General features: G+C 60.6%; 15 protein-coding genes. 5 read left to right on the top strand and 10 right to left on the bottom strand.

Translation table 11 applies throughout. The features are described 5' to 3' along the window. Window positions 1-72: 72 nt before the first annotated feature. The 3 genes from ACIX9_RS03470 to ACIX9_RS03460 all read right to left on the bottom strand — a co-directional run bounded on the left by ACIX9_RS03470 (window position 73) and on the right by ACIX9_RS03460 (window position 4464). A complete protein-coding gene (locus tag ACIX9_RS03470; RefSeq protein ID WP_013579090.1) occupies window positions 73-1755 on the bottom strand; it encodes a metallopeptidase TldD-related protein in 1683 nt (560 codons plus the stop codon). Continuing rightward, entirely contained in the window at window positions 1752-3548 is a 1797-nt protein-coding gene (locus ACIX9_RS03465; protein WP_013579089.1) for a TldD/PmbA family protein, read from the bottom strand. Before ACIX9_RS03465 ends, ACIX9_RS03470 begins: the two co-directional genes overlap by 4 nt. 169 nt (window positions 3549-3717) lie before the next feature. After that, window positions 3718-4464, bottom strand: a complete 747-nt coding sequence (locus tag ACIX9_RS03460) for an SDR family NAD(P)-dependent oxidoreductase (RefSeq protein WP_013579088.1) — start codon at window positions 4462-4464, stop codon at window positions 3718-3720. 188 nt (window positions 4465-4652) lie between these two features. Between ACIX9_RS03460 and ACIX9_RS03455 the strand changes: the two genes are divergently transcribed. Next, window positions 4653-5972 (top strand): M48 family metallopeptidase, encoded by a 1320-nt coding sequence (locus tag ACIX9_RS03455; protein ID WP_013579087.1) that lies wholly within the window; start codon window positions 4653-4655, stop codon window positions 5970-5972. A 9-nt stretch (window positions 5973-5981) separates the two neighbouring features. Beyond that, window positions 5982-6311, top strand: a complete 330-nt coding sequence (locus ACIX9_RS03450) for a histidine triad nucleotide-binding protein (RefSeq protein WP_013579086.1) — start codon at window positions 5982-5984, stop codon at window positions 6309-6311. 72 nt (window positions 6312-6383) lie between these two features. Here the strand turns inward: ACIX9_RS03450 and ACIX9_RS03445 are convergent, their stop codons facing one another. Continuing rightward, window positions 6384-7637 carry a hypothetical protein gene (locus ACIX9_RS03445; RefSeq protein WP_013579085.1) on the bottom strand — a complete coding sequence of 418 codons (1254 nt, stop codon included), beginning with the start codon at window positions 7635-7637 and terminating at the stop codon, window positions 6384-6386. Window positions 7638-9113: 1476 nt separating this feature from the next. On the opposite strand from ACIX9_RS03445, the gene ACIX9_RS03440 reads away from it, so the two are divergent. Further along, window positions 9114-9767: an OmpH family outer membrane protein gene (locus ACIX9_RS03440; RefSeq protein WP_013579084.1), complete on the top strand. Its 654-nt coding sequence runs from the start codon at window positions 9114-9116 to the stop codon at window positions 9765-9767. Between the two features lie 78 nt (window positions 9768-9845). Here ACIX9_RS03440 and lepA read toward each other — a convergent pair whose 3' ends face one another. Further along, window positions 9846-11648 (bottom strand): translation elongation factor 4, encoded by a 1803-nt coding sequence (lepA, locus tag ACIX9_RS03435; protein WP_013579083.1) that lies wholly within the window; start codon window positions 11646-11648, stop codon window positions 9846-9848. A gap of 136 nt (window positions 11649-11784) precedes the next feature. Between lepA and ACIX9_RS03430 the strand changes: the two genes are divergently transcribed. Continuing rightward, entirely contained in the window at window positions 11785-13761 is a 1977-nt protein-coding gene (locus ACIX9_RS03430; protein WP_232298781.1) for a lytic transglycosylase domain-containing protein, read from the top strand. A gap of 75 nt (window positions 13762-13836) precedes the next feature. Here the strand turns inward: ACIX9_RS03430 and ACIX9_RS26270 are convergent, their stop codons facing one another. Further along, the gene (locus ACIX9_RS26270; protein ID WP_198152150.1) at window positions 13837-14271 is read right to left on the bottom strand and encodes a hypothetical protein; all 435 of its coding nucleotides are present in this window, start codon (window positions 14269-14271) and stop codon (window positions 13837-13839) included. Between the two features lie 134 nt (window positions 14272-14405). Beyond that, complete coding sequence (locus ACIX9_RS26265) at window positions 14406-14903, bottom strand: hypothetical protein (protein WP_198152149.1); 498 nt, start codon at window positions 14901-14903, stop codon at window positions 14406-14408. A gap of 13 nt (window positions 14904-14916) precedes the next feature. Between ACIX9_RS26265 and ACIX9_RS26260 the strand changes: the two genes are divergently transcribed. Further along, complete coding sequence (locus tag ACIX9_RS26260; RefSeq protein ID WP_198152148.1) at window positions 14917-15114, top strand: hypothetical protein; 198 nt, start codon at window positions 14917-14919, stop codon at window positions 15112-15114. 101 nt (window positions 15115-15215) lie between these two features. Here the strand turns inward: ACIX9_RS26260 and ACIX9_RS03420 are convergent, their stop codons facing one another. The 3 genes from ACIX9_RS03420 to ACIX9_RS23460 all read right to left on the bottom strand — a co-directional run bounded on the left by ACIX9_RS03420 (window position 15216) and on the right by ACIX9_RS23460 (window position 17464). Then, a complete protein-coding gene (locus ACIX9_RS03420; RefSeq protein WP_013579081.1) occupies window positions 15216-15767 on the bottom strand; it encodes a peroxiredoxin in 552 nt (183 codons plus the stop codon). Window positions 15768-15894: 127 nt separating this feature from the next. Further along, window positions 15895-16761: an LpxI family protein gene (locus ACIX9_RS03415; RefSeq protein WP_013579080.1), complete on the bottom strand. Its 867-nt coding sequence runs from the start codon at window positions 16759-16761 to the stop codon at window positions 15895-15897. Beyond that, complete coding sequence (locus ACIX9_RS23460; RefSeq protein WP_013579079.1) at window positions 16751-17464, bottom strand: DUF2442 domain-containing protein; 714 nt, start codon at window positions 17462-17464, stop codon at window positions 16751-16753. Before ACIX9_RS23460 ends, ACIX9_RS03415 begins: the two co-directional genes overlap by 11 nt. Window position 17465: the final 1 nt, after the last annotated feature.

Genomic DNA, 17465 nt, shown 5'->3' with positions numbered 1-17465 from the left:
CGAAGCCCATCTACCAATCTTGCACAAGCTTATCGTGAGATCGCATGAAAAGTACGTGAGTAATCTTCGCTTTTACTTCGGCGGAGCGTAGTACGGGAGCTTCTGCTGCTCTTCGCTGGCGCGTTTCACGCCGATATCTCCGAAGAGCAGGCTGGGGGCGATAATCGTCTCCGGAATGGGGCCGGTCATGTTGTCCACGTATGGGTCGCCACCGGCGGCGACGATATCCGACCGCAGGCTGCGGTTATCGAGCTCGTCGAAGATGGCTCCGCGTACGAGCTGGCGGGTGCCATCGGGATGGACGCGGTAGAGCAGACGCGGTGCAAGTTCGCCGCCCATGGTCTCCACCTCATAGACGTCGCGGCCCTGCTCCTTCGCCATGCCGATCAGCTTCTGATGCAGCTCTGCCGAGGAGATGGGGCTGGTCGATTTGAAGATCATGACACCGGCGCGGGAGTGCGCGGGCTGCCCCGGCGCGGCGCGGCCATGGCCGTTTGAGATGGGGAAGTCGCGGACCGGCGTGCGGCCGATGAGATAGTTCTCCAGCTTGCCTTTTTCAACGAGCTCAACCGGCTTCGCAGGCACGCCTTCGTCATCGATTGCGTAAGCACCGATGAGGCTCTTGCCGGCGAAGGTTGCCTCCAGAGGATTGTCCGTCACGTCCAGTACATCCGGCAGCACGCGTGCGCGGAAGCTCGATTGATACGCGCCGACCGTGCGTGCAGTAGTTCCCATCTCTGGACGGTCTGCTTCGACGTTCGGTAGAAAGAGGCGGCTGAGGACGTCGGCGGAGGCATCGCCTGAGAACAGGACGGGACCGTGGAAGTCCTCAGCGTCCGCCACCGGAGCGTTGCGCAGAGCCTCATAGCTGAGGACATCGTCCACCACTCGCTTGTGGAAGGCGGCTGCGGACTCAAGCTCATCTGCCTTTGCGGCGGCGGTGCCGTTGGCTCGGCTCAGGCTCATGCCATCGTCCGCCTGGCCGCCGACGTTGTAGTTGGCCCCATAGCTGGCGTAACCATGGCGAAAGACGGTGCCCTCCGTGTTGACGAGGTAGCGATTCACCGCGAGGCCACGCACATCGGCGCTTGAATACTGCACATGCGGAGCAGCGGCGGCGAGCGCGGGATCAGTCAGAAACAGTCCACTGGCCTCCGCGATACGCTTGTTCCAGGCCGCCTCATCAAGCGAAAGAGAGACAAGCGGCTCAATCCGCTGCACTGCTGGGATGCGTGAGAAATCCTCTGCGGTGGGGGCCTTCTCAAAGCGCTTCAGGGCAGCCTGCTTGGCGGCATACGCGCGCAGAGCACCCTTGTAGGCTTCGTCGGTCGCGGTCCACAGTGCGTAGTGCAGCGCCTGCGGATCGTTGTCGCGCGGGGCCAGTTCGACGGTGCCATCGCCCCGGCTGGTGCTGGAGTCTGAGGCGTAGTCGCCGATGCGAACCGAGACCCGCACGATGCGCTGATGGCCGCGCTGCTCACGCGAGACCGCGCCATAGTTGGCGACGGCCTCATAGCTGGCAAAATCATCCAGGCGATACTCCATGAAGTAAGGCCGCTGCATGCCGGGCAGGATGAGCAGTTGCTGCTCACGCTGAAGCTCAGCCAGCATAGCCGTAAGCAAGGGGTCGGCGGCGGCTGTGTGCTCCGCCGCAGTGAAATCAATTGGGGCGGCTGGCTTTGGCTCCGCACCCTGCGCGAATGCAGTGAGTGCGAACCCAAGGAGGGAGGACGTGGCAATGCGGAGCGCCCTCATCGGCCAGCCTCACTCATCTTTGCGACTGCAGGCGGTGGAACAATGGGTGGACGGGACGAGCCTTGCGCCTGGCGCTGCGTCTCAATCTCACTGACCAGCATGGCCGGTGCAACCGCACTGACCGGAATGCTTCCGCTCTCCGCGCCGCAGATGCCGTTGAAGACATCCTGATGATTGCCTGTGGCGACGATGCGGCTCAACGCGGCCTGCGGGGTTCCGACGATGGATACGCCGCGCACCAGCTCATCCGGGCGGCCATCGACATAGATCCTGTAGACGACCAGCGGGATCACCGAGAACGCCTGGGGTGAGCGGCGGCTCGTCACGGCGAAGCCCGAGGAGATGTCCTCAAAGTAAAGGCCGTACGGCTTGTTCTGCTTCTTCGCTTCAGCCTTCAACATCTCCCGCAGCTCCGGTTCGCTGACCGACTTCGAAGAGGTCACGATCAGGTTGCCCTGACGCCCGGTCGGCATATGACCCGCTTCAGAACGGCCATGGCCGTTTGAAGCTGAGAAGCTCGCGATGGGCAGGCGCGACATGAGAAACGTCTTCAGGACGCCGTCCTGGATGAGATCGACCTTACGTGCCGGCTGACCTTCGTCGTCAAAGCTATAGTGGCCGCTGAGCGAGATGCCGTCGAAGGTCTTCAGCGTCGGGTCATCGGCGACCGAAAGAAAGGTCGGCAGGATGGGCTTGTTGAGCAGTTTGGTGAAGGTCTGACCCTCTTCGTCGCCGCGCTGCCGTTGTCCTTCCAGCCGATGCCCCAGCACCTCATGGAAGAAGACGGCGCTGGCACGTCCGCTCAGGATGGCCGGGCCATCAAACGGCTCCGTCACCGGCGCAACCCGCAGCTCCTCAAGGTTCTTCGCCATCGCCAGCGTCTTCTCGGTCAGGGTCTTCTGGTCCGGCAGGCGGCCAAGTTCATCGGACTCGAACGTCTCCACGCGAAACAGGTCCATGCCGTCCGCGGCGCGGGTGCGGGCGACGACCACGATGCGCGCGACGTGGCTTGGCGTGCTGATGCGGGTGCCGTCGCTATCGATAAAGTAGTCCACTTCGTTGGAGGCATCGAGCGCTACGGTGTTGGAGAAGATGTCCGGAAATTGCTTGAAGAGGCCGGACAGCTCGCGCAGCCGCTCCTCCCAGGCTGACTTATCCTTCATCAGGGGCGCAGCCGGAGAGAACTTCGCATCGGACGGGACGAACTCCTGCGAGGTCGTCTCATGCGAAAAGTCCGCCGAGGCGTCCTCTTCCTTGGCGCGAACCTGCTGCTCCGTCTTGACCTTCAGGTAGCTGTCCAGCGCCTTGCCGTAGCCGCGGTTTGTCGCAAACCAGAAGCTCCGCGCAAGGGCCTCGCGATCGTCCGTCAGCGGCAGCGGCACGGTGGTCAGGGCGCTGGTGCGATGGTCGCCGTGGGTGTTGTCCTGCGCGTAGTCGCCCAGGCGGACCTGAATATCGGCGTTGCGGCGGCGGGTCTCGTTGGAGTTCGTGATCGCACCAAACTGGGCCGAGATCGAGACGTTCTCCGCGTCGGAGACGGCGTAGCTCATGAAATAAGGCTTGGGCGGAGGGGGGGAGCCAGCGGTCGAAGCGGCCGCCGAGCCAAGCGAACTCATCGCGCGCGTCAGCTCCGCCTGCATCGTCTGGATCAGCACGGGGTCCTGCGCCCCACTGGCTGCAGGCTTTTTATCCGGCCCGGACGCCGCCGCGGACGCGCCAAAGGCTGTCTGTCCGACCAGAAAGGCTGTAAGAAGAGATTGGGTGACACGATTTACCGCAACACGCTTGTTCAAAGAGCCCCGCCTGACCTGATCCATCTTGGAAAAGTTTATCCGAAATCCTGAATCCTTAATCTGAAGACAGACCACAGACGTTAGACGAGACGACCGCTTGAAGGGCAAACAGAACGGCGAAGCCTGAAACCAGGCTCCGCCGTCACTTCAGAACACCATCCTGTGAGTCTTAGCCGCGACTTCCGCCCGCGACGAGGACCGCTTCACCGCTGATCCAGGTGGAATCGTCCGAGGCGAAGAACGCAACCACCTTGCCGATATCATCCGGCTGGCCGATGCGCCCAAGCGGCGTCTGCGCCTCGATGGTCTTGTGGAAGTCGCTGCCCATGAAGCCGGCCGTGCCTTCCGTCTCCACCAGCCCGGGGCTGACGCTGTTGACGCGGATCTTCTTCGGTCCGAGCTCACGCGCCAGGGACAAGGTCACGGCATCGACGGCACCCTTGGTTGCGCTGTAGACGGCTGCGTTCGGCTGGGCAGACTTGCCCACGACGGAGCTGATGTTGATGATCGATCCGCCCTCTTCCGGGAACTCCTTGACCGCTGCCTGCGTGGTCAGCAACAGACCCAGCACGTTGAGGTCAAACTGCTTGTGGAAGTGCTCTGGCGTGATCGCCTCAAGCGGTGCAAAGTCATAGATGCCGGCGTTGTTGACCAGCACATTGATCTTGCCGTATGCCTTGACCGTCTCAGAGATCAGCTTGGCGATCTCCTCCGGCTTGGCGACGTTCGCGCCTACTGCAATGGCCTTGCCGCCGGCCTTGGTGATGCGCTCTACTACTGCATCCGCGCCGCTCTTCGAGCTGGAATAGTTGACGACAACAGAGGCTCCCTCTGCCGCCAGATGTTCTGCGATCGATGCTCCGATACCCTTCGACGCGCCCGTTACGATTGCTACCTTGCCGCTCAGCTTGCTCATGACATCTCCTCGTTCAATGGTTCCGATTCTTTGTACTTTTAGCAACGTTCTAATGGATGTCGGCCCTCGGGAAAATGATTCATCCTCTCTGCGAATATCCCCTATAGATTGCGCGGCCCCATGCCGCTCATGCACACTGGACCCTGACCCGTTCTGCCTTTCAGGGCAGCTTTAAGGAATTGTTCATCATGCGTCTTCGCCCACTTCTGCTCATTCTGCTCGCGTTCGTCGCCCTGCTGCCGCTCAACGGCTGCCAGAAGGCGACGACGCCCACCGAAGCAGCCGCGCTCCAGGCCGCCGCAACCGACACCACCGCCTACACGCTGCCGCCGGATAAGCTCGCCAAGGCCGATGCGCTGGCCCACACGCGCACCGCGGTGCACTTCACGGAAGACATCTGGGGCATTCTGCAGCTCTGGCTGATCTTGCAGTTCGGCCTGGCCGCGCGGATGCGGAACCTCGCCAACAACCTGAGCAAGAATCGCTGGGCGCAGGGGTTTACGTTCCTGCTTCAGTTCCTCATCCTCACCACGATCCTGAATCTGCCGTTGACGCTCTACGCCCACCACGTCGCGGTCGTCTACGGCATGTCCGTCCAGCACCTGAGCAGCTTTCTTTTTGACGAGTTCAAGGGGTTCCTGTTGACTTATCTCTTTGGTGGCCTGGGCGTGATGCTGCTGTTTTACTTCATCCGCAAGTTTCCGCGACGCTGGTGGATTCCCTCCGCGCTGGCAGCCATGGCGCTGGGCGTTCTCGGCATCTTTGCCACGCCGTACATCATTGACCCGCTCTTCAATCGCTTCGAGCCCCTCAGCGCCTCCAATCCCGCGCTGGTGGCGCAGCTTGAGAAGGTCGTCGCACGCGGCCAGGGCATCAATATCCCGCCGGACCGCATGTTCCTGATGAAGGCCTCAGACAAGGTGACGACGCTCAACGCCTACGTCACCGGCTTCGGCTCATCCAAGCGCGTCGTGGTCTGGGACACCTCCATCGCCAAAGGCACGCCAGAGGAGATCAGCTTCATCTTCGGCCATGAGATGGGCCACTATGTCCTGGGCCACATCGTGCAGGGGCTGGAGTTCGGCTTCGCCATGATCGCCGTCGGCTTCTTCATCGCGGTCCATCTCTTCCAGTTCATCCTGCGCCATAAGGCCAAGGCGTGGCGCGTGCATTCGCAGGACAACTGGGCCGCGCTGGTCGTGCTGTTGTTCGTCTTCTCCATCCTCAGCTTTATCGGCGAGCCCATCGGCAACACCTTCAGCCGCAGTGAAGAACACGCCGCCGATGTCTACGGCGAGGAGGTTGTGCACGGCCTCATACCAGACCCGCAAGCCACCGCGCATCAGAGCTTTCAGCTTCTGGGGGAGAACTCCTTCACTGATCCCAACCCTTCGGCGCTATTGGAGTTTTGGACGTACTCGCACCCCTCCATCAGCCACCGCGCGGCGTTTGCGGAGCGTTACGATCCCTGGGCTCCCGGGGCTCAGCCCAAGTACTTTTCAAAATAGGAGTCCAGCATGACAGATTGTCTTTTCTGCAAGATCGCCGCAGGCACCATCCCGGTCACGCCCATCTTTGAGGATGACCGGGTGATCGCCTTCGCGGACATCAACCCGCAGGCACCCACACACTTCCTCGTCATCCCACGCGAGCACTTTGCAGACGTGACGCAGGTGCCGGCTGAGTTGCTCGGCCATCTGCTGCATGCAGCCGCAAGAGTGGCGGAGACGCAGCTTCCGCATGGCCATCGCATCGCCATCAACACTGGGCCGGACGGCGGTCAGACCGTGCAGCATGTCCATCTGCATGTGCTGGGCGGCAGACCGATGGGCTGGCCTCCGGGGTAAAAAAATATCTTCATAGCAAGAAAGAAGCGGCGAAGGAATGATCCTTCGCCGCTTCTTAGTTTGTTCCGCAAGCTACTGGTTGTAGTTCGCCTCTTCAACCTCTTCGATTCCGTACCGCCGAAGCAGGTTCGGCAGGTTCTGCGAGAAGGCTGCGCGCGGCATGACCGTATTGCAACCCGCCTCGACAGCCTTCGCCTTCAGGTCGCCCTGCAGGTGCGAGAGGAAGCCGATGATCGACACCGTCTTCTTCAGCTTCGTCTTCAGCTTCGGAATCAGCGTCAGCGGCTTTGCGTTGGCGTTATTCAGGTCGAATACGATCAGGCTCTGACGCTCGTCTTCATGGGCGGCCGTCACAGTCGCAAGCGACTCCTTATCGTTCTTGACGAACGCAACCTTGACGCCGAGCTTGCGCGCCGTCTCCTGGATCTTCGCGATGAAGAACAGGTCCTCAATGAAGAAGTAGATGTGCGTCGGCGCGTCATCCGGAATCGGAATCGTGCGGCCCTGGGAGTAGTCGATGGGCTGCGAATCGCCCTGGTAGCCGCGGCGCGGAGCGTGTCCGCCAAAGCTGCCATGCGGCTCGATCGTCGAGGGCGGAGTCTCTGTGAAGTTGCCGTTCACGGCGCGGTAGCTGTGGTCCATTGGACCGACGAAGCTGCGGGGGCCACGCTGCTGCTGCTTGCCGCCGCCGCCCGAACCGCCGAAGCCTCCCTTGCGCTTGAAGCCGCCGCCGCCCACGTTGTTCCCTGGCTGATGCGTATCGCGATCACGGAATCCACCGCCACCGCCATTGTTCTGACTGAAGCCGCCGCCGTTATTCTGGCTGAAACCACCGCCGCCGCCAGCGCTCTGCTGGTTGCCGGGGTTCTCCTGACGAGGACCGCGGTCGCGGAACTTCTTCTTCCAGCGCTTGGTGCCGCCGGGAGCCGCGCCCTGGCCTGCCGGGCCGCCATTGTTCTGGCCGCCGTTATTCTGAAATCCACGGTTCTGCTGGAAGCTTCGCCCATTGTTCTGGCCGCCATTCTGGGGTGCGGCAGGAGCCGCGGCACCAGCCTGCACAGAGGCAATCACACCGGCTTCGCCGTTCGATCCGCTATCCCCGCTACCCTGCTCGGAGCCTTCCGCGCCTCCAGCCTCAGGGCCTTTGCCCTTCCGCTTGCGGCGCCGGCGACGGCTGCTCTTGGACTGGCCCATGCCGTGGGGAACGCGCTGGCCGTTCTCGTCCATCTCGTACTGCTGCCCACCGTTGTCACCGGAGTTGTCACCGGAATCGTGCCCCGCCCGCTGCTCGGTCGGCGCATCTACTACGTTCTGCTCTGCACTCATGCTTCTGCTTCCCCTTGCCTGATGATCGGAGCCATCAGGATCCTGGCCGTGCTAAGGTCGTCGCGCCGCGTGCTCTTCCGAGAGTTGCCAAAGTAAGTTTGAGAACCCGGAAACCCAATCCGCACGCACACCTGTCTCGGTCTGCGACGCTTGAATCCTCGGTTTTCTCTCTCTGGTCTCGATCGTGGTGGTCATTCAAGAATGCCGGCCAGCTTCGCCTGCGACGTTCCAACGTCTTTCTAGTGTTCAACGTCCAACTTCGTCAAGTGCAATCCGGAATGCTTTTGACCGGACCGCGAGATGCTCCCCGTTTTTGTCGGTCTGCTGTGAGTCAATGCAAACTTGGCTCAAATCTGTCCCGCAAACCCTTCGCTGTTCAGCGCCAAAACATCAATAGGAGCAGGCTCGAGAAGAATCACCTGAATCTCTGGTTTCGCGTCCTTCAACGCTAAAAGTCTGGCTACATTCCGGGTCAGAATCCCATCTGGATTCATCTGGCCCAATCAAGATCAGGACCAACCCTGAATTGTATGTTTGCCTTACAGGCTCTCGCCTGATTTCGGCAGGAACGCCATCCCAGCGTTCAACACCCACGGCTCTTCTCAGGCCAGCATCAGATTACGCCCAAATCGGCTGCATGGCAATAAACTTTTTTGAGGGGTCGAACGCGCTCTTGTGGAGAACAGGGCGAAATCGTGGATGAGTCAACATCTGGCGGAGGTGGCACGGCCATCCCACTCCCCGCAGGATGGCCCCTTTTCCCTATCCGCATTGGCCAGTCACTGGCCTCCGAGAATCGTCGCACCGCTTGCACAGTAGCGCCGGAACCGCGTCCGGCAAGCTGCACCTACAGTGGGTGAGCTCATTCTCGGAACGTCGGCTGTACCTTGTGCGCGACCGTAAGGATCCATGTCGCTGCACGCAATTACAGGTTGCAATCTCCGTGCCAAAGCAGAACTGCCCTGATATCCCACAAAAGTCGCAATCGCAGCGTCCGCGCCTCGCAAAATTCAGAATTCCGAAGCCGGATGCCTCCAGAATTCTGTAGACCGCACCCCGCATGGCTTCCTTGTCAGCCCTCCAAACCCGGTATCCCAAGGCTCACGCAGTTTGACCCGCCCAAACGCCACACCTATAATTCAGGCAGATTCTGGCGAGTCCCTGTGCGCCTGCCTCTTCCCTTCCGAGGCAAGGACCAAGCAGGAGATAAACCGGATCAAAAGGCAAAGCAGGATGCCGGACCACAGCAGGCGGCGGAGGTACAGAACATAATGTCCCGCGTCCAAGGATGTGGCTCGATGTAAGCAGGACCCAACGGACCGAGAGGCAGGCTTCAGCGAGAGCCGGAAAACGGCAACGCAACGCCTTCGGGAATCGAATCCATGCTTGGTCCAAATCCCACCTATTCCATGAAATTCCACACTTTGTAACTCTTAACCTCTGCACTTCAAACTCCTAAGGAGCACGACAATCAGCATGAACCGCAATCTCACCCTCCTCGCCGCGCTCGGCGCAAGCCTCGCCACCGTCCCCGCCGTCTATGCCCAGGCTGCTCCCGCAGCCGCTCCTGCCGCCGTCGCTCCCGCAGCCACCGACGCCAAGATCGCCCTCGTCAACTTTGAGCAGGTCGTCCTCGCCTCCAACGAAGGCCAGACCGTCACCATCGCCACCCAGAAGAAGTTCGAGCCCAAGAAGACCCAGATCGAGGCCCAGGCTGCTGAAGTCGAGACCCTCAAGAAGGGTCTGCAGAGCGCACCCGCAACCCTCTCCGATGAAGAGCGCACCAGCCGTCTGCGTGCCATCGACACCAAAGAGAAGGCGCTGAACCGCGATGCTGAGGACGCTCAGACCTCCTACAACACGGATCTGCAGGAAGCTCTCGGCAAGGTTGCGCAGAAGCTTGCCGTGACCATGAAGACCTACGCGCAGAGCAATGGCTACACCATCCTGCTCGACGTCTCCAGCCAGTCCTCGAACGTTCTCTGGGCGCTTCCGTCCACGGACGTCTCGCAGGCTGTCGTCGATGCCTACAACAAGCAGTCCGGTATCGCCGCTCCCGCGCCGCAGGCTCCTTCCGCTCCGCGTCCTGCTGCAGCCCGTCCCGCTGCTCCGCGTCCCGCAACCAAGTAACCTAATCAGTAGCAAAGGAAATGGGCTGGACACTCAAGGTGTCCAGCCCATTTCCTTTTGTCCTGCAGCGTACGCGGTCTAGTCTTCCCCGACCTTCAGCACCGCCAGGAACGCCTCCTGCGGAATATCCACCTTGCCGATCCGCTTCATGCGCTTTTTGCCTTCCTTCTGCTTATCCAGCAGCTTGCGCTTACGGCTGATGTCGCCGCCGTAGCACTTGGCGATGACGTTCTTGCGTATGGCCGTAACGGTCTCACGCGCAATGACCTTGGACCCGATCGCAGCCTGGATCGCCACCTCGAACATCTGGCGCGGGATCAACTCCCGCATCTTCGAGACCAGCGCACGCCCGCGAGTCTGCGCAAAGTCTTTGTGGATGATGATCGAAAGCGCATCCACCGCATCGCCGCCGATCAGGATATCCATCTTCACCATCGGCGAGACCCAGCTTCCGGCCAACTGATAGTCCAGCGACGCATAGCCACGCGACACCGTCTTCAGACGATCGTAGAAGTCCAGCACGATCTCGTTCAGCGGCAGCTCATACGTGATCAGCACGCGCGTGTCTGAGACGTACTCCATGTTCTGCTGACGTCCACGCTTATCTTCGACCAGCTTCAGAATCCCGCCGACATACTCCTCATTCGTCAGGATCTTCGCGATGATCACCGGCTCTTCAATCTGCTCGATCTCCGTCGGATCAGGCCAGCGAGAGGGATTATCGACCTCCAGCACCTTGCCGTCGGTCAGCGTGATCTTGTAGCGCACGCCCGGAGCCGTCGTGATCAGGTCCAGATCGTACTCACGCTCCAGCCGCTCCTGGATGATCTCCAGGTGCAGCAGCCCAAGGAAGCCGCAGCGGAAGCCGAAGCCCAGCGCCACGGAACTCTCCGGCTCAAACGAGAACGACGCATCGTTCAGCCGCAGCTTTTCAAGCGCATCGCGCAGCATCGCGTGTTCGTGGGAGTCCACCGTGTACAGTCCGGCGAACACCATGCTCTTGATATCTTCAAAGCCCGGCAGCGCCTCGGCACAGGGGCGGTCGACCTCCGTGATGGTGTCGCCAACCTTGGTGTCGGCCACGTTCTTAATCGTGGCAACAAAGAATCCGACCTCACCGGCTGAGAGTTCATCCAGCGCCACGGGCTTCGGCGTCATCACGCCCATGCTCTCCACGTCGAACTGCCGTCCGTTGGACATGATCTTGATCTTCATGCCCTTGCGCAGCTTGCCGTTGATGATGCGCGCCAGCACGATCACACCGCGATACGCGTCGAACCACGAGTCGAAAATCAACGCCTGCAGCGGCGCATCCGGATCGCCCAGCGGCGGTGGCAGGCGGTGTACGACAGCCTCCAGAATTGCCGCAACGTTCAGCCCCGTCTTCGCACTGACTGCAACAGCATCATCCGCAGGCAGACCCACGGACTTCTCGATCATCTCCTTCGTCCGCTCAATGTCGGCCGAAGGCAGATCGATCTTGTTGATGATGGGAATAATCTCGAGCCCGTTTGAAACCGCGAGATACGCGTTCGCAAGCGTCTGCGCTTCGACACCCTGCGACGCATCGACAACCAGCAGCGCGCCTTCGCATGAGGCCAGCGAGCGCGAGACCTCATAGCTGAAGTCCACGTGTCCCGGCGTATCGATCAGGTTGAGTTGATACGTCTCGCCGTTCTCCGCCGTGTAGTTCATGCGGACGGTGTGGGCCTTGATGGTGATGCCGCGTTCCCGTTCCAGGTCCATGGCGTCCAGAACCTGCGCCTGCATCTCACGCGAGGTGAGTGAGCCGGTGATCTCCAGCAGGCGGTCGGACAGCGTGCTCTTGCCGTGGTCGATGTGCGCGATGATCGCGAAGTTGCGTATGTGAGCCAGATCCATGCGGTTGCTTTAACAGCCTCAAAGTCGATGCTACCACTCAGAGCGCCTGTTTCAGCGCATCCCCGCAGGTACGGACCATGCGTAATTGCCTCGTTCGACAAACCGCCACGCACGCCTATCCGTCTTACAATCAGGTGTGCCTGAATCGACCGATCTGACCAGCCCTGAACGTACTTCGGAAGTTCGTACTCCACGAGCCCTCATGACCTCGAAGCTCTCTGCACACCGCGCGCTGCTCGCCTTATTGTGTGCGCCCCTGCTGCTGCTCGCCGGCTGCCCTGGCGATCCGCCGACCCTGGACACCACCGCGCCAGGCAGCATCTCGCCCATGGCTACCGCGCCCACCAACGGTAAGCAGACGCCTGCCGGAACCGCTCAGGCCGCCGCCGCGCCCAACAGCACATCCGCCGCGCAGCAGCCCGTCCAGACCGGCAGCCCCAAGGCAGACCAGATCATCAAGCAGGCGGAGTCCAGTTACAACTCCGGCGTCGCCAACTATCGCAACAACCGCCTGGATGCTGCGCGCATGGACTTCGATTTCGCCATCGACACGATGCTCTCGAGCGGCCTCGATCTCAAGACCGAATCCCCCGTGGCCGATGAGTTCAATCGCCTGCTCGACGCCATCAACTCACTCGAAATGGCCGCGCTGAAGCAGGGCAACGGTTTCTCCCCCAAGCTGGACGTCGCACCCCTCGACGCCGCGGAAGACATCACCTTTGCCGCCAACCCGGAACTCGTCGCGCGCTTGAAGAATGAGTTGAACGTCACGTCCGACCTTCCGCTCGTCATCAACGACCAGGTCGCTGGTTACATCGGCGTCTTCTCCACCTCCAACAGCTTCCGTGCCCACATGGCGGCGTCGCTGCAGCGCGTCGGCAAGTACCGTGGCCTCATCCAGAACGTTCTCAAGGAAGAGGGCGTACCCCAGGACCTCATCTACCTCGCCGTGGCGGAGTCCGGCTTCCAGCCGCAGGTCGTCAACGCCCACTCCGGCGCCGGCGGCATGTGGCAGTTCATGGCCTCAACAGGAACCGAGTACGGCCTCACCCGCAACGGCTACTTCGACTACCGCTTCGACCCTGAAAAATCCTCCCGCGCCTATGCCCGCTACATCAAGGCGCTCTACAACCAGTTCGGCGACTGGTACCTCGCCATGGCCTCCTACAACTGGGGCCCGGGCAACATCCAGCGTGACGTTCAGCGCACCGGCTATGCGGACTACTGGGCACTCTATCGCCTGGGCCTGATGCCGGCTCAGACCCGCGCCTACGTGCCGCAGATTCTCGCCGCCATCATCATGGCGAAGAATCCTGAACGCTACGGGCTGGACAAGCTCGTGCCCAGCCCCGCCGTCATCTACGACACCGTCTCCACCAGCTACAGCATCGACATGCACCTCGTCGCCGACGTCACCGGCAGCACCGTGCCGGAGATCGTCGCGCTCAACCCCGCGCTGCTCCGTCTCGCCACCCCGCGCGATACCAGCTTCGACCTCCACCTTCCGCCCGGCACCAAGACCCTCTACAACGATCGCCTGAAGGACATCCCGGAAGATCGCCGCGCAAGCTGGCGCTTCCACATCGTCAAGGCCGGCGAGACATTGGACACCATCGCCACCGCCCTGCACGCGCGCACAGCCGACATAGCCGAGACCAACAGCATCACCGCCCAGGACCCCATGTCCACTGGCGATGAGCTCGTCGTACCCGTGCAGACCGTTACCGCCGCTGCACGCCCACAGCGCTACACCCTGCGCCGTGGAGACACGCTCGTCACAGTGGCCGACCAGTTCAACGTCTCGGTGGAAGAGCTGAGGAGCTGGAACAACATCGCCAGCTCAGGCGCTCGCGCGGGCCGCACGATTTATGTCGCGGAGCCCATCCGTCTCGGCTCTTCAGGACGCTCACGCGGACGTGGACGTGGTGGCAGAGGCGGCAGCAAGGGCAGAGGACGCGGCGGACGCGCATCCAGTGGCAAAGCCTCATCGCGCGGTGGTCATGCAGCCTCCGCAAAGGCTTCTTCGCATTCCGCATCTCACTCTTCAGGTCATGCTTCTCACGCCGCGGCCGCTCCCAAATCCGCAAAGGGGAAACATAAGGCTGGCCGATGAGCTTCTCTTATAAAAAGAACACTTGCCTTCGTTGGCGCATGGATGCATCCTGTTGCTATCATTCGTGCCGCGGCATCATATAGTTTGCAGGCGGATGAAGCTGAGTTCGACGTCTTCCGTTTGTTGTTTGTTGGGTGAAGAGTAGAGCAGACTGACCAGGGGATTATGACGATGAAGCACAACACCGAAATCGAAGACGTACTCAAGCAGCACGCAGCCGGCCACGACGAAGACCTTACCCCATCCGCCAAGAGCGCAATCGAAGATGAGGACGATGACATCAACGACGATGAGGATGACGAGGAAGAAGAAGAGGTCTCCGTCAACTCCGACGATGACGACCTCACCAGCAATAGCGTCGTAGCCGCCGACATCGATCTCGACGAGGACGACGACGAAGAGGATGAAGACGATCTCGACGACGAGGACGCGGCTGAAGACGAAGAAGAGGATGAGGCTGGACTGGACGAAGACGAGGACGACACTCCGCACTCCCGCCACAACACTCACTCGGAAGATGCAGTGATCCGCGGCAAGGCCAGCACCCCGGTAGCCCCATACGATCCACCCTCGCAGGAGTCCAAGCTCCCCAAAGCGAATGAGGCGGAGGTACCGCTCAGCGCTGTTCTGTCGAACCTCAAACGTCAGCCCGCAAAGAAGACGGCTCCAGCCAAGAAATCTGCACCAGCGAAGAAGTCGGCTCCGGCCAAGAAAACGGTTCCGGCAAAGAAGTCTGTTCCTGCAAAGAAAACGGTTCCTGCAAAGAAGTCCACCCCAGCCAAAAAGACGGTCGCTAAGAAGGCCGCTTCACCCGCCAAGAAAGCGGTAGCCACAAAGGCCGCTCCGGCCAAGAAAGTACCTGCAAAAAAGATGCCAGCAAAGAAAGCCCCCGCAAAGAAGATCCCGGCAAAGAAAGTTCCGGCAAAGAAGATCCCTGCTAAGAAGATCCCAGCCAAAAAGATTCCAGCGAAGAAGACCGTGCCCGCAAAGAAGGCACCGGCAAAGAAGACGCCAGCTAAAAAGGGCGCTTCCTCCTCGCTCACAGCATCTGCCGCGAAGAAGTTGAGTGCTTTACGCGGCAGCAAGGCAGCAACTAAAAAGGTTGCCGGCAACAAGAGCACCAGCAGCAAAAAATCCATCACGAGAGGTATCACCTTGGCAACCAAGAAAGTAGCAGCAAAGAAGACCGTAGCGAAGAAGGCTGTCGCGAAGAAGGCCGTAGCAAAGAAGGCTGTAGCCAAGAAGGTAGCAGCACCGGCCAAGAAGACCGTAGCCAAGAAGGCACCGGCCAAGAAGACTGTCGCCAAGAAGGCAGCAGCCAAGAAGACCGTAGCCAAGAAGGCCGCGAAGTAACATTCACCCGCTGTAAAACGTAGTCAAGGCAAGCAAAAAGGCCCGGTCTCTCTGAGAGAGTCCGGGCCTTTCTGCGTCTGCCTGTATCGTTTCCGATAAAACTACTTCTTCGCGTCCTGGATCGCGGCAAGAACCTCGTCGCTGTGTCCCTGGATCGCCTTGACCTCCCAGAACTTCAGCACCTTGCCGTCCGGTCCGATGAGGAACGTATCGCGCTTGGCATACTGGTTCGTGCCCATCGTCGCCACCGGCACGCCGTATGCGTCGATCACCTTGTGCTCCGGGTCCGCCAGCAGCTTGAAGTTCAGCCCGTCCTTGGAGCAGAACGTCTTGTGGCTCTCCACCGTATCCAGGCTCACACCCAGCACGACAGCGTTCAGCGCCGCATACTTCGCCGTATCGCGCTCAAAGTTATGCGCCTCGATCGTGCAGCCCGTCGTCTGATCCTTCGGGTAGAAGTACAGCACCACGTACTTGCCCTTGTAGTCCTTCAGGCTCACCATCGAGTCCGTCTGCGAAGGCAGCGAGAAGTTAGGCGCCGTAGCACCAGGCTGCAGCGGCGAATCCACTCCGCCAAACCCATAAGCCTTCATCCCGCACAGACCGGCAGCGACTCCACCGGCAACCACCAAACTCAATACCAACTTACGCATCGCACTCTCCTGTTAGATCTTGGCCTTGCTCATAGCCCTGTCCCATGTACGAACACGCAAGCGCTTTGGACTCTCCGGTCGCCTTTGCCTGCATGACTGAGGACAACGCAATTCTACGCCAGCCGCATTACTCCCGGCCCACCAAGGCGATCCCTGCCGCATCCGCAGCCGCCACCATGGCCGCGCGGTCGAACAGCAACGTCCTACCCGCCTCCACGCACAGGCAAGTCGCCCCCGCATCCTTCATCGCCGCAATCGTTGGCACCCCCACCACCGGCACGTCGAAGCGCATATCCTGGTTTGGCTTAGCCACCTTCACCACCGTCAGCGCACGGCTCAGCGTCGCATCCCCGTCACCCAGCGTCCGGAAGAGTTCCCCAGCCCGAGCGATCGTCGCGTCGGTCCCCTCCATCGCCTCCACCGCCACGCACGCCTGCGCCGCCACCACCACCGTCTGCCCCAGGTCGAACCCCGCAATCCCTCGAGCCACCGTCATCCCATACTCGATATCCTTGCGCTCATCCTCAGTGGGCATCCGCGCACCCATCACCCCCACTGTCGCCAGCAGAGGCTCCAGGTAGGCCGTGGAAGAGATCAACTCGATTCCTTCATCTCCCAGCACCTTGGCTACCGCACCCAGCAGCATATCCGTATTCCGAGTCCTCAGATTCAGCAGCAGCTTCGCCAGCCGCCAGTCCGGCCGAATGCTCGAAAAGATCTGCTTATGCTTCACCTGCCCCGCCATTACGGCTCGAGTCACGCCCTCAGCCCGGAACGTCTCGATCAGCTTTGAAAGCTCCCCCAGCGACATCCAATGCACCCGCACGCCGGCGTCGAGCGCCGCCCGCTCATCCATCTCCACATCCGTTTCTTCTTTGATCGCCGCAACGACAACATCCAACCCATGCGCCCGCGCCGCATCCAGCAGCAGAAAAGGAAACCGCCCATTCCCTGCAATCAACCCCAGCCTACCCACCCCGGACTCAGGCGACATTTGCGAGTTGAGCTGGAAGAAAGCCGTTGATGCTGGCGAAGCTGTGCGCTTTTTCCAGCAACGCAGGGTTATGTTCTATGAGGCGCTTTACGGATATCTGAACCTGACCCGCTGGTTTACCCTCGACCAACTCAACAGGAAAGGAGCCGTTGTAAATCTCCTGAAATCCTTCGGCCGTGAGCTTCAGACAAAGCAAAATATCTGCGTGCGAAGAACTAGAACCCTTTGACCAGCGGATTCCAAACTTCGTCCCTGTTGGACCAGCCAGCATGATCTGGACCGATGCGCCGGAACTGCTGACCGCGTCTACAAAACGCACATCATCCGAGACCGGACGAAGATCATAGATATATTCCGCAACCACCTTCCCGACCGCAGCAACGAAGTGTCCGTCCGGTGTAAAGGATCGTCCTCCAGAAATCTCACGGAGCCGGTGGGAGGCTTTGTAAATCTCCCCAGTGAGCTTGAGCACCTCTTCAATCTTCTCGGACGAAGCAGTCGCTAGCGGCATCTCCCCACGAAGAGAACGGATGGAAATATCTTCATCAATCTCAGGCCAATGGATCCCATCGCCCTTGCCAATGATTCTCCATACACTCCGCTCTTTCGGAGTCGCGTGCAGCAAACGAGGAAATCGCTGGACTGGGGAAGTAGCTTCCGTGCCGTCTTCAAAACGGACCCGCAGTACGGAATCATCCACCATC

Origin of the sequence: Granulicella tundricola MP5ACTX9 (assembly GCF_000178975.2) — a bacterium.
Classification (GTDB): Bacteria; Acidobacteriota; Terriglobia; order Terriglobales; family Acidobacteriaceae; genus Edaphobacter; species Edaphobacter tundricola.
Note: the sequence above shows the minus strand (reverse complement) of the source record. Positions and strands in the feature narration are given on the sequence as shown.

What these genes read in the sequence shown, in the direction of transcription:
- ACIX9_RS03445 (WP_013579085.1), bottom strand. Translation starts at nt 7,637, where the DNA reads ATGAGTGCAGAGCAGAACGTAGTAGATGCGCCGACCGAGCAGCGGGCG.
- ACIX9_RS03455 (WP_013579087.1), top strand. Translation starts at nt 4,653, where the DNA reads ATGCGTCTTCGCCCACTTCTGCTCATTCTGCTCGCGTTCGTCGCCCTG.
- ACIX9_RS03470 (WP_013579090.1), bottom strand. Translation starts at nt 1,755, where the DNA reads ATGAGGGCGCTCCGCATTGCCACGTCCTCCCTCCTTGGGTTCGCACTC.
- ACIX9_RS03460 (WP_013579088.1), bottom strand. Translation starts at nt 4,464, where the DNA reads ATGAGCAAGCTGAGCGGCAAGGTAGCAATCGTAACGGGCGCGTCGAAG.
- ACIX9_RS03440 (WP_013579084.1), top strand. Translation starts at nt 9,114, where the DNA reads ATGAACCGCAATCTCACCCTCCTCGCCGCGCTCGGCGCAAGCCTCGCC.
- ACIX9_RS03450 (WP_013579086.1), top strand. Translation starts at nt 5,982, where the DNA reads ATGACAGATTGTCTTTTCTGCAAGATCGCCGCAGGCACCATCCCGGTC.
- lepA (WP_013579083.1), bottom strand. Translation starts at nt 11,648, where the DNA reads ATGGATCTGGCTCACATACGCAACTTCGCGATCATCGCGCACATCGAC.
- ACIX9_RS03415 (WP_013579080.1), bottom strand. Translation starts at nt 16,761, where the DNA reads ATGTCGCCTGAGTCCGGGGTGGGTAGGCTGGGGTTGATTGCAGGGAAT.
- ACIX9_RS23460 (WP_013579079.1), bottom strand. Translation starts at nt 17,464, where the DNA reads ATGGTGGATGATTCCGTACTGCGGGTCCGTTTTGAAGACGGCACGGAA.
- ACIX9_RS03420 (WP_013579081.1), bottom strand. Translation starts at nt 15,767, where the DNA reads ATGCGTAAGTTGGTATTGAGTTTGGTGGTTGCCGGTGGAGTCGCTGCC.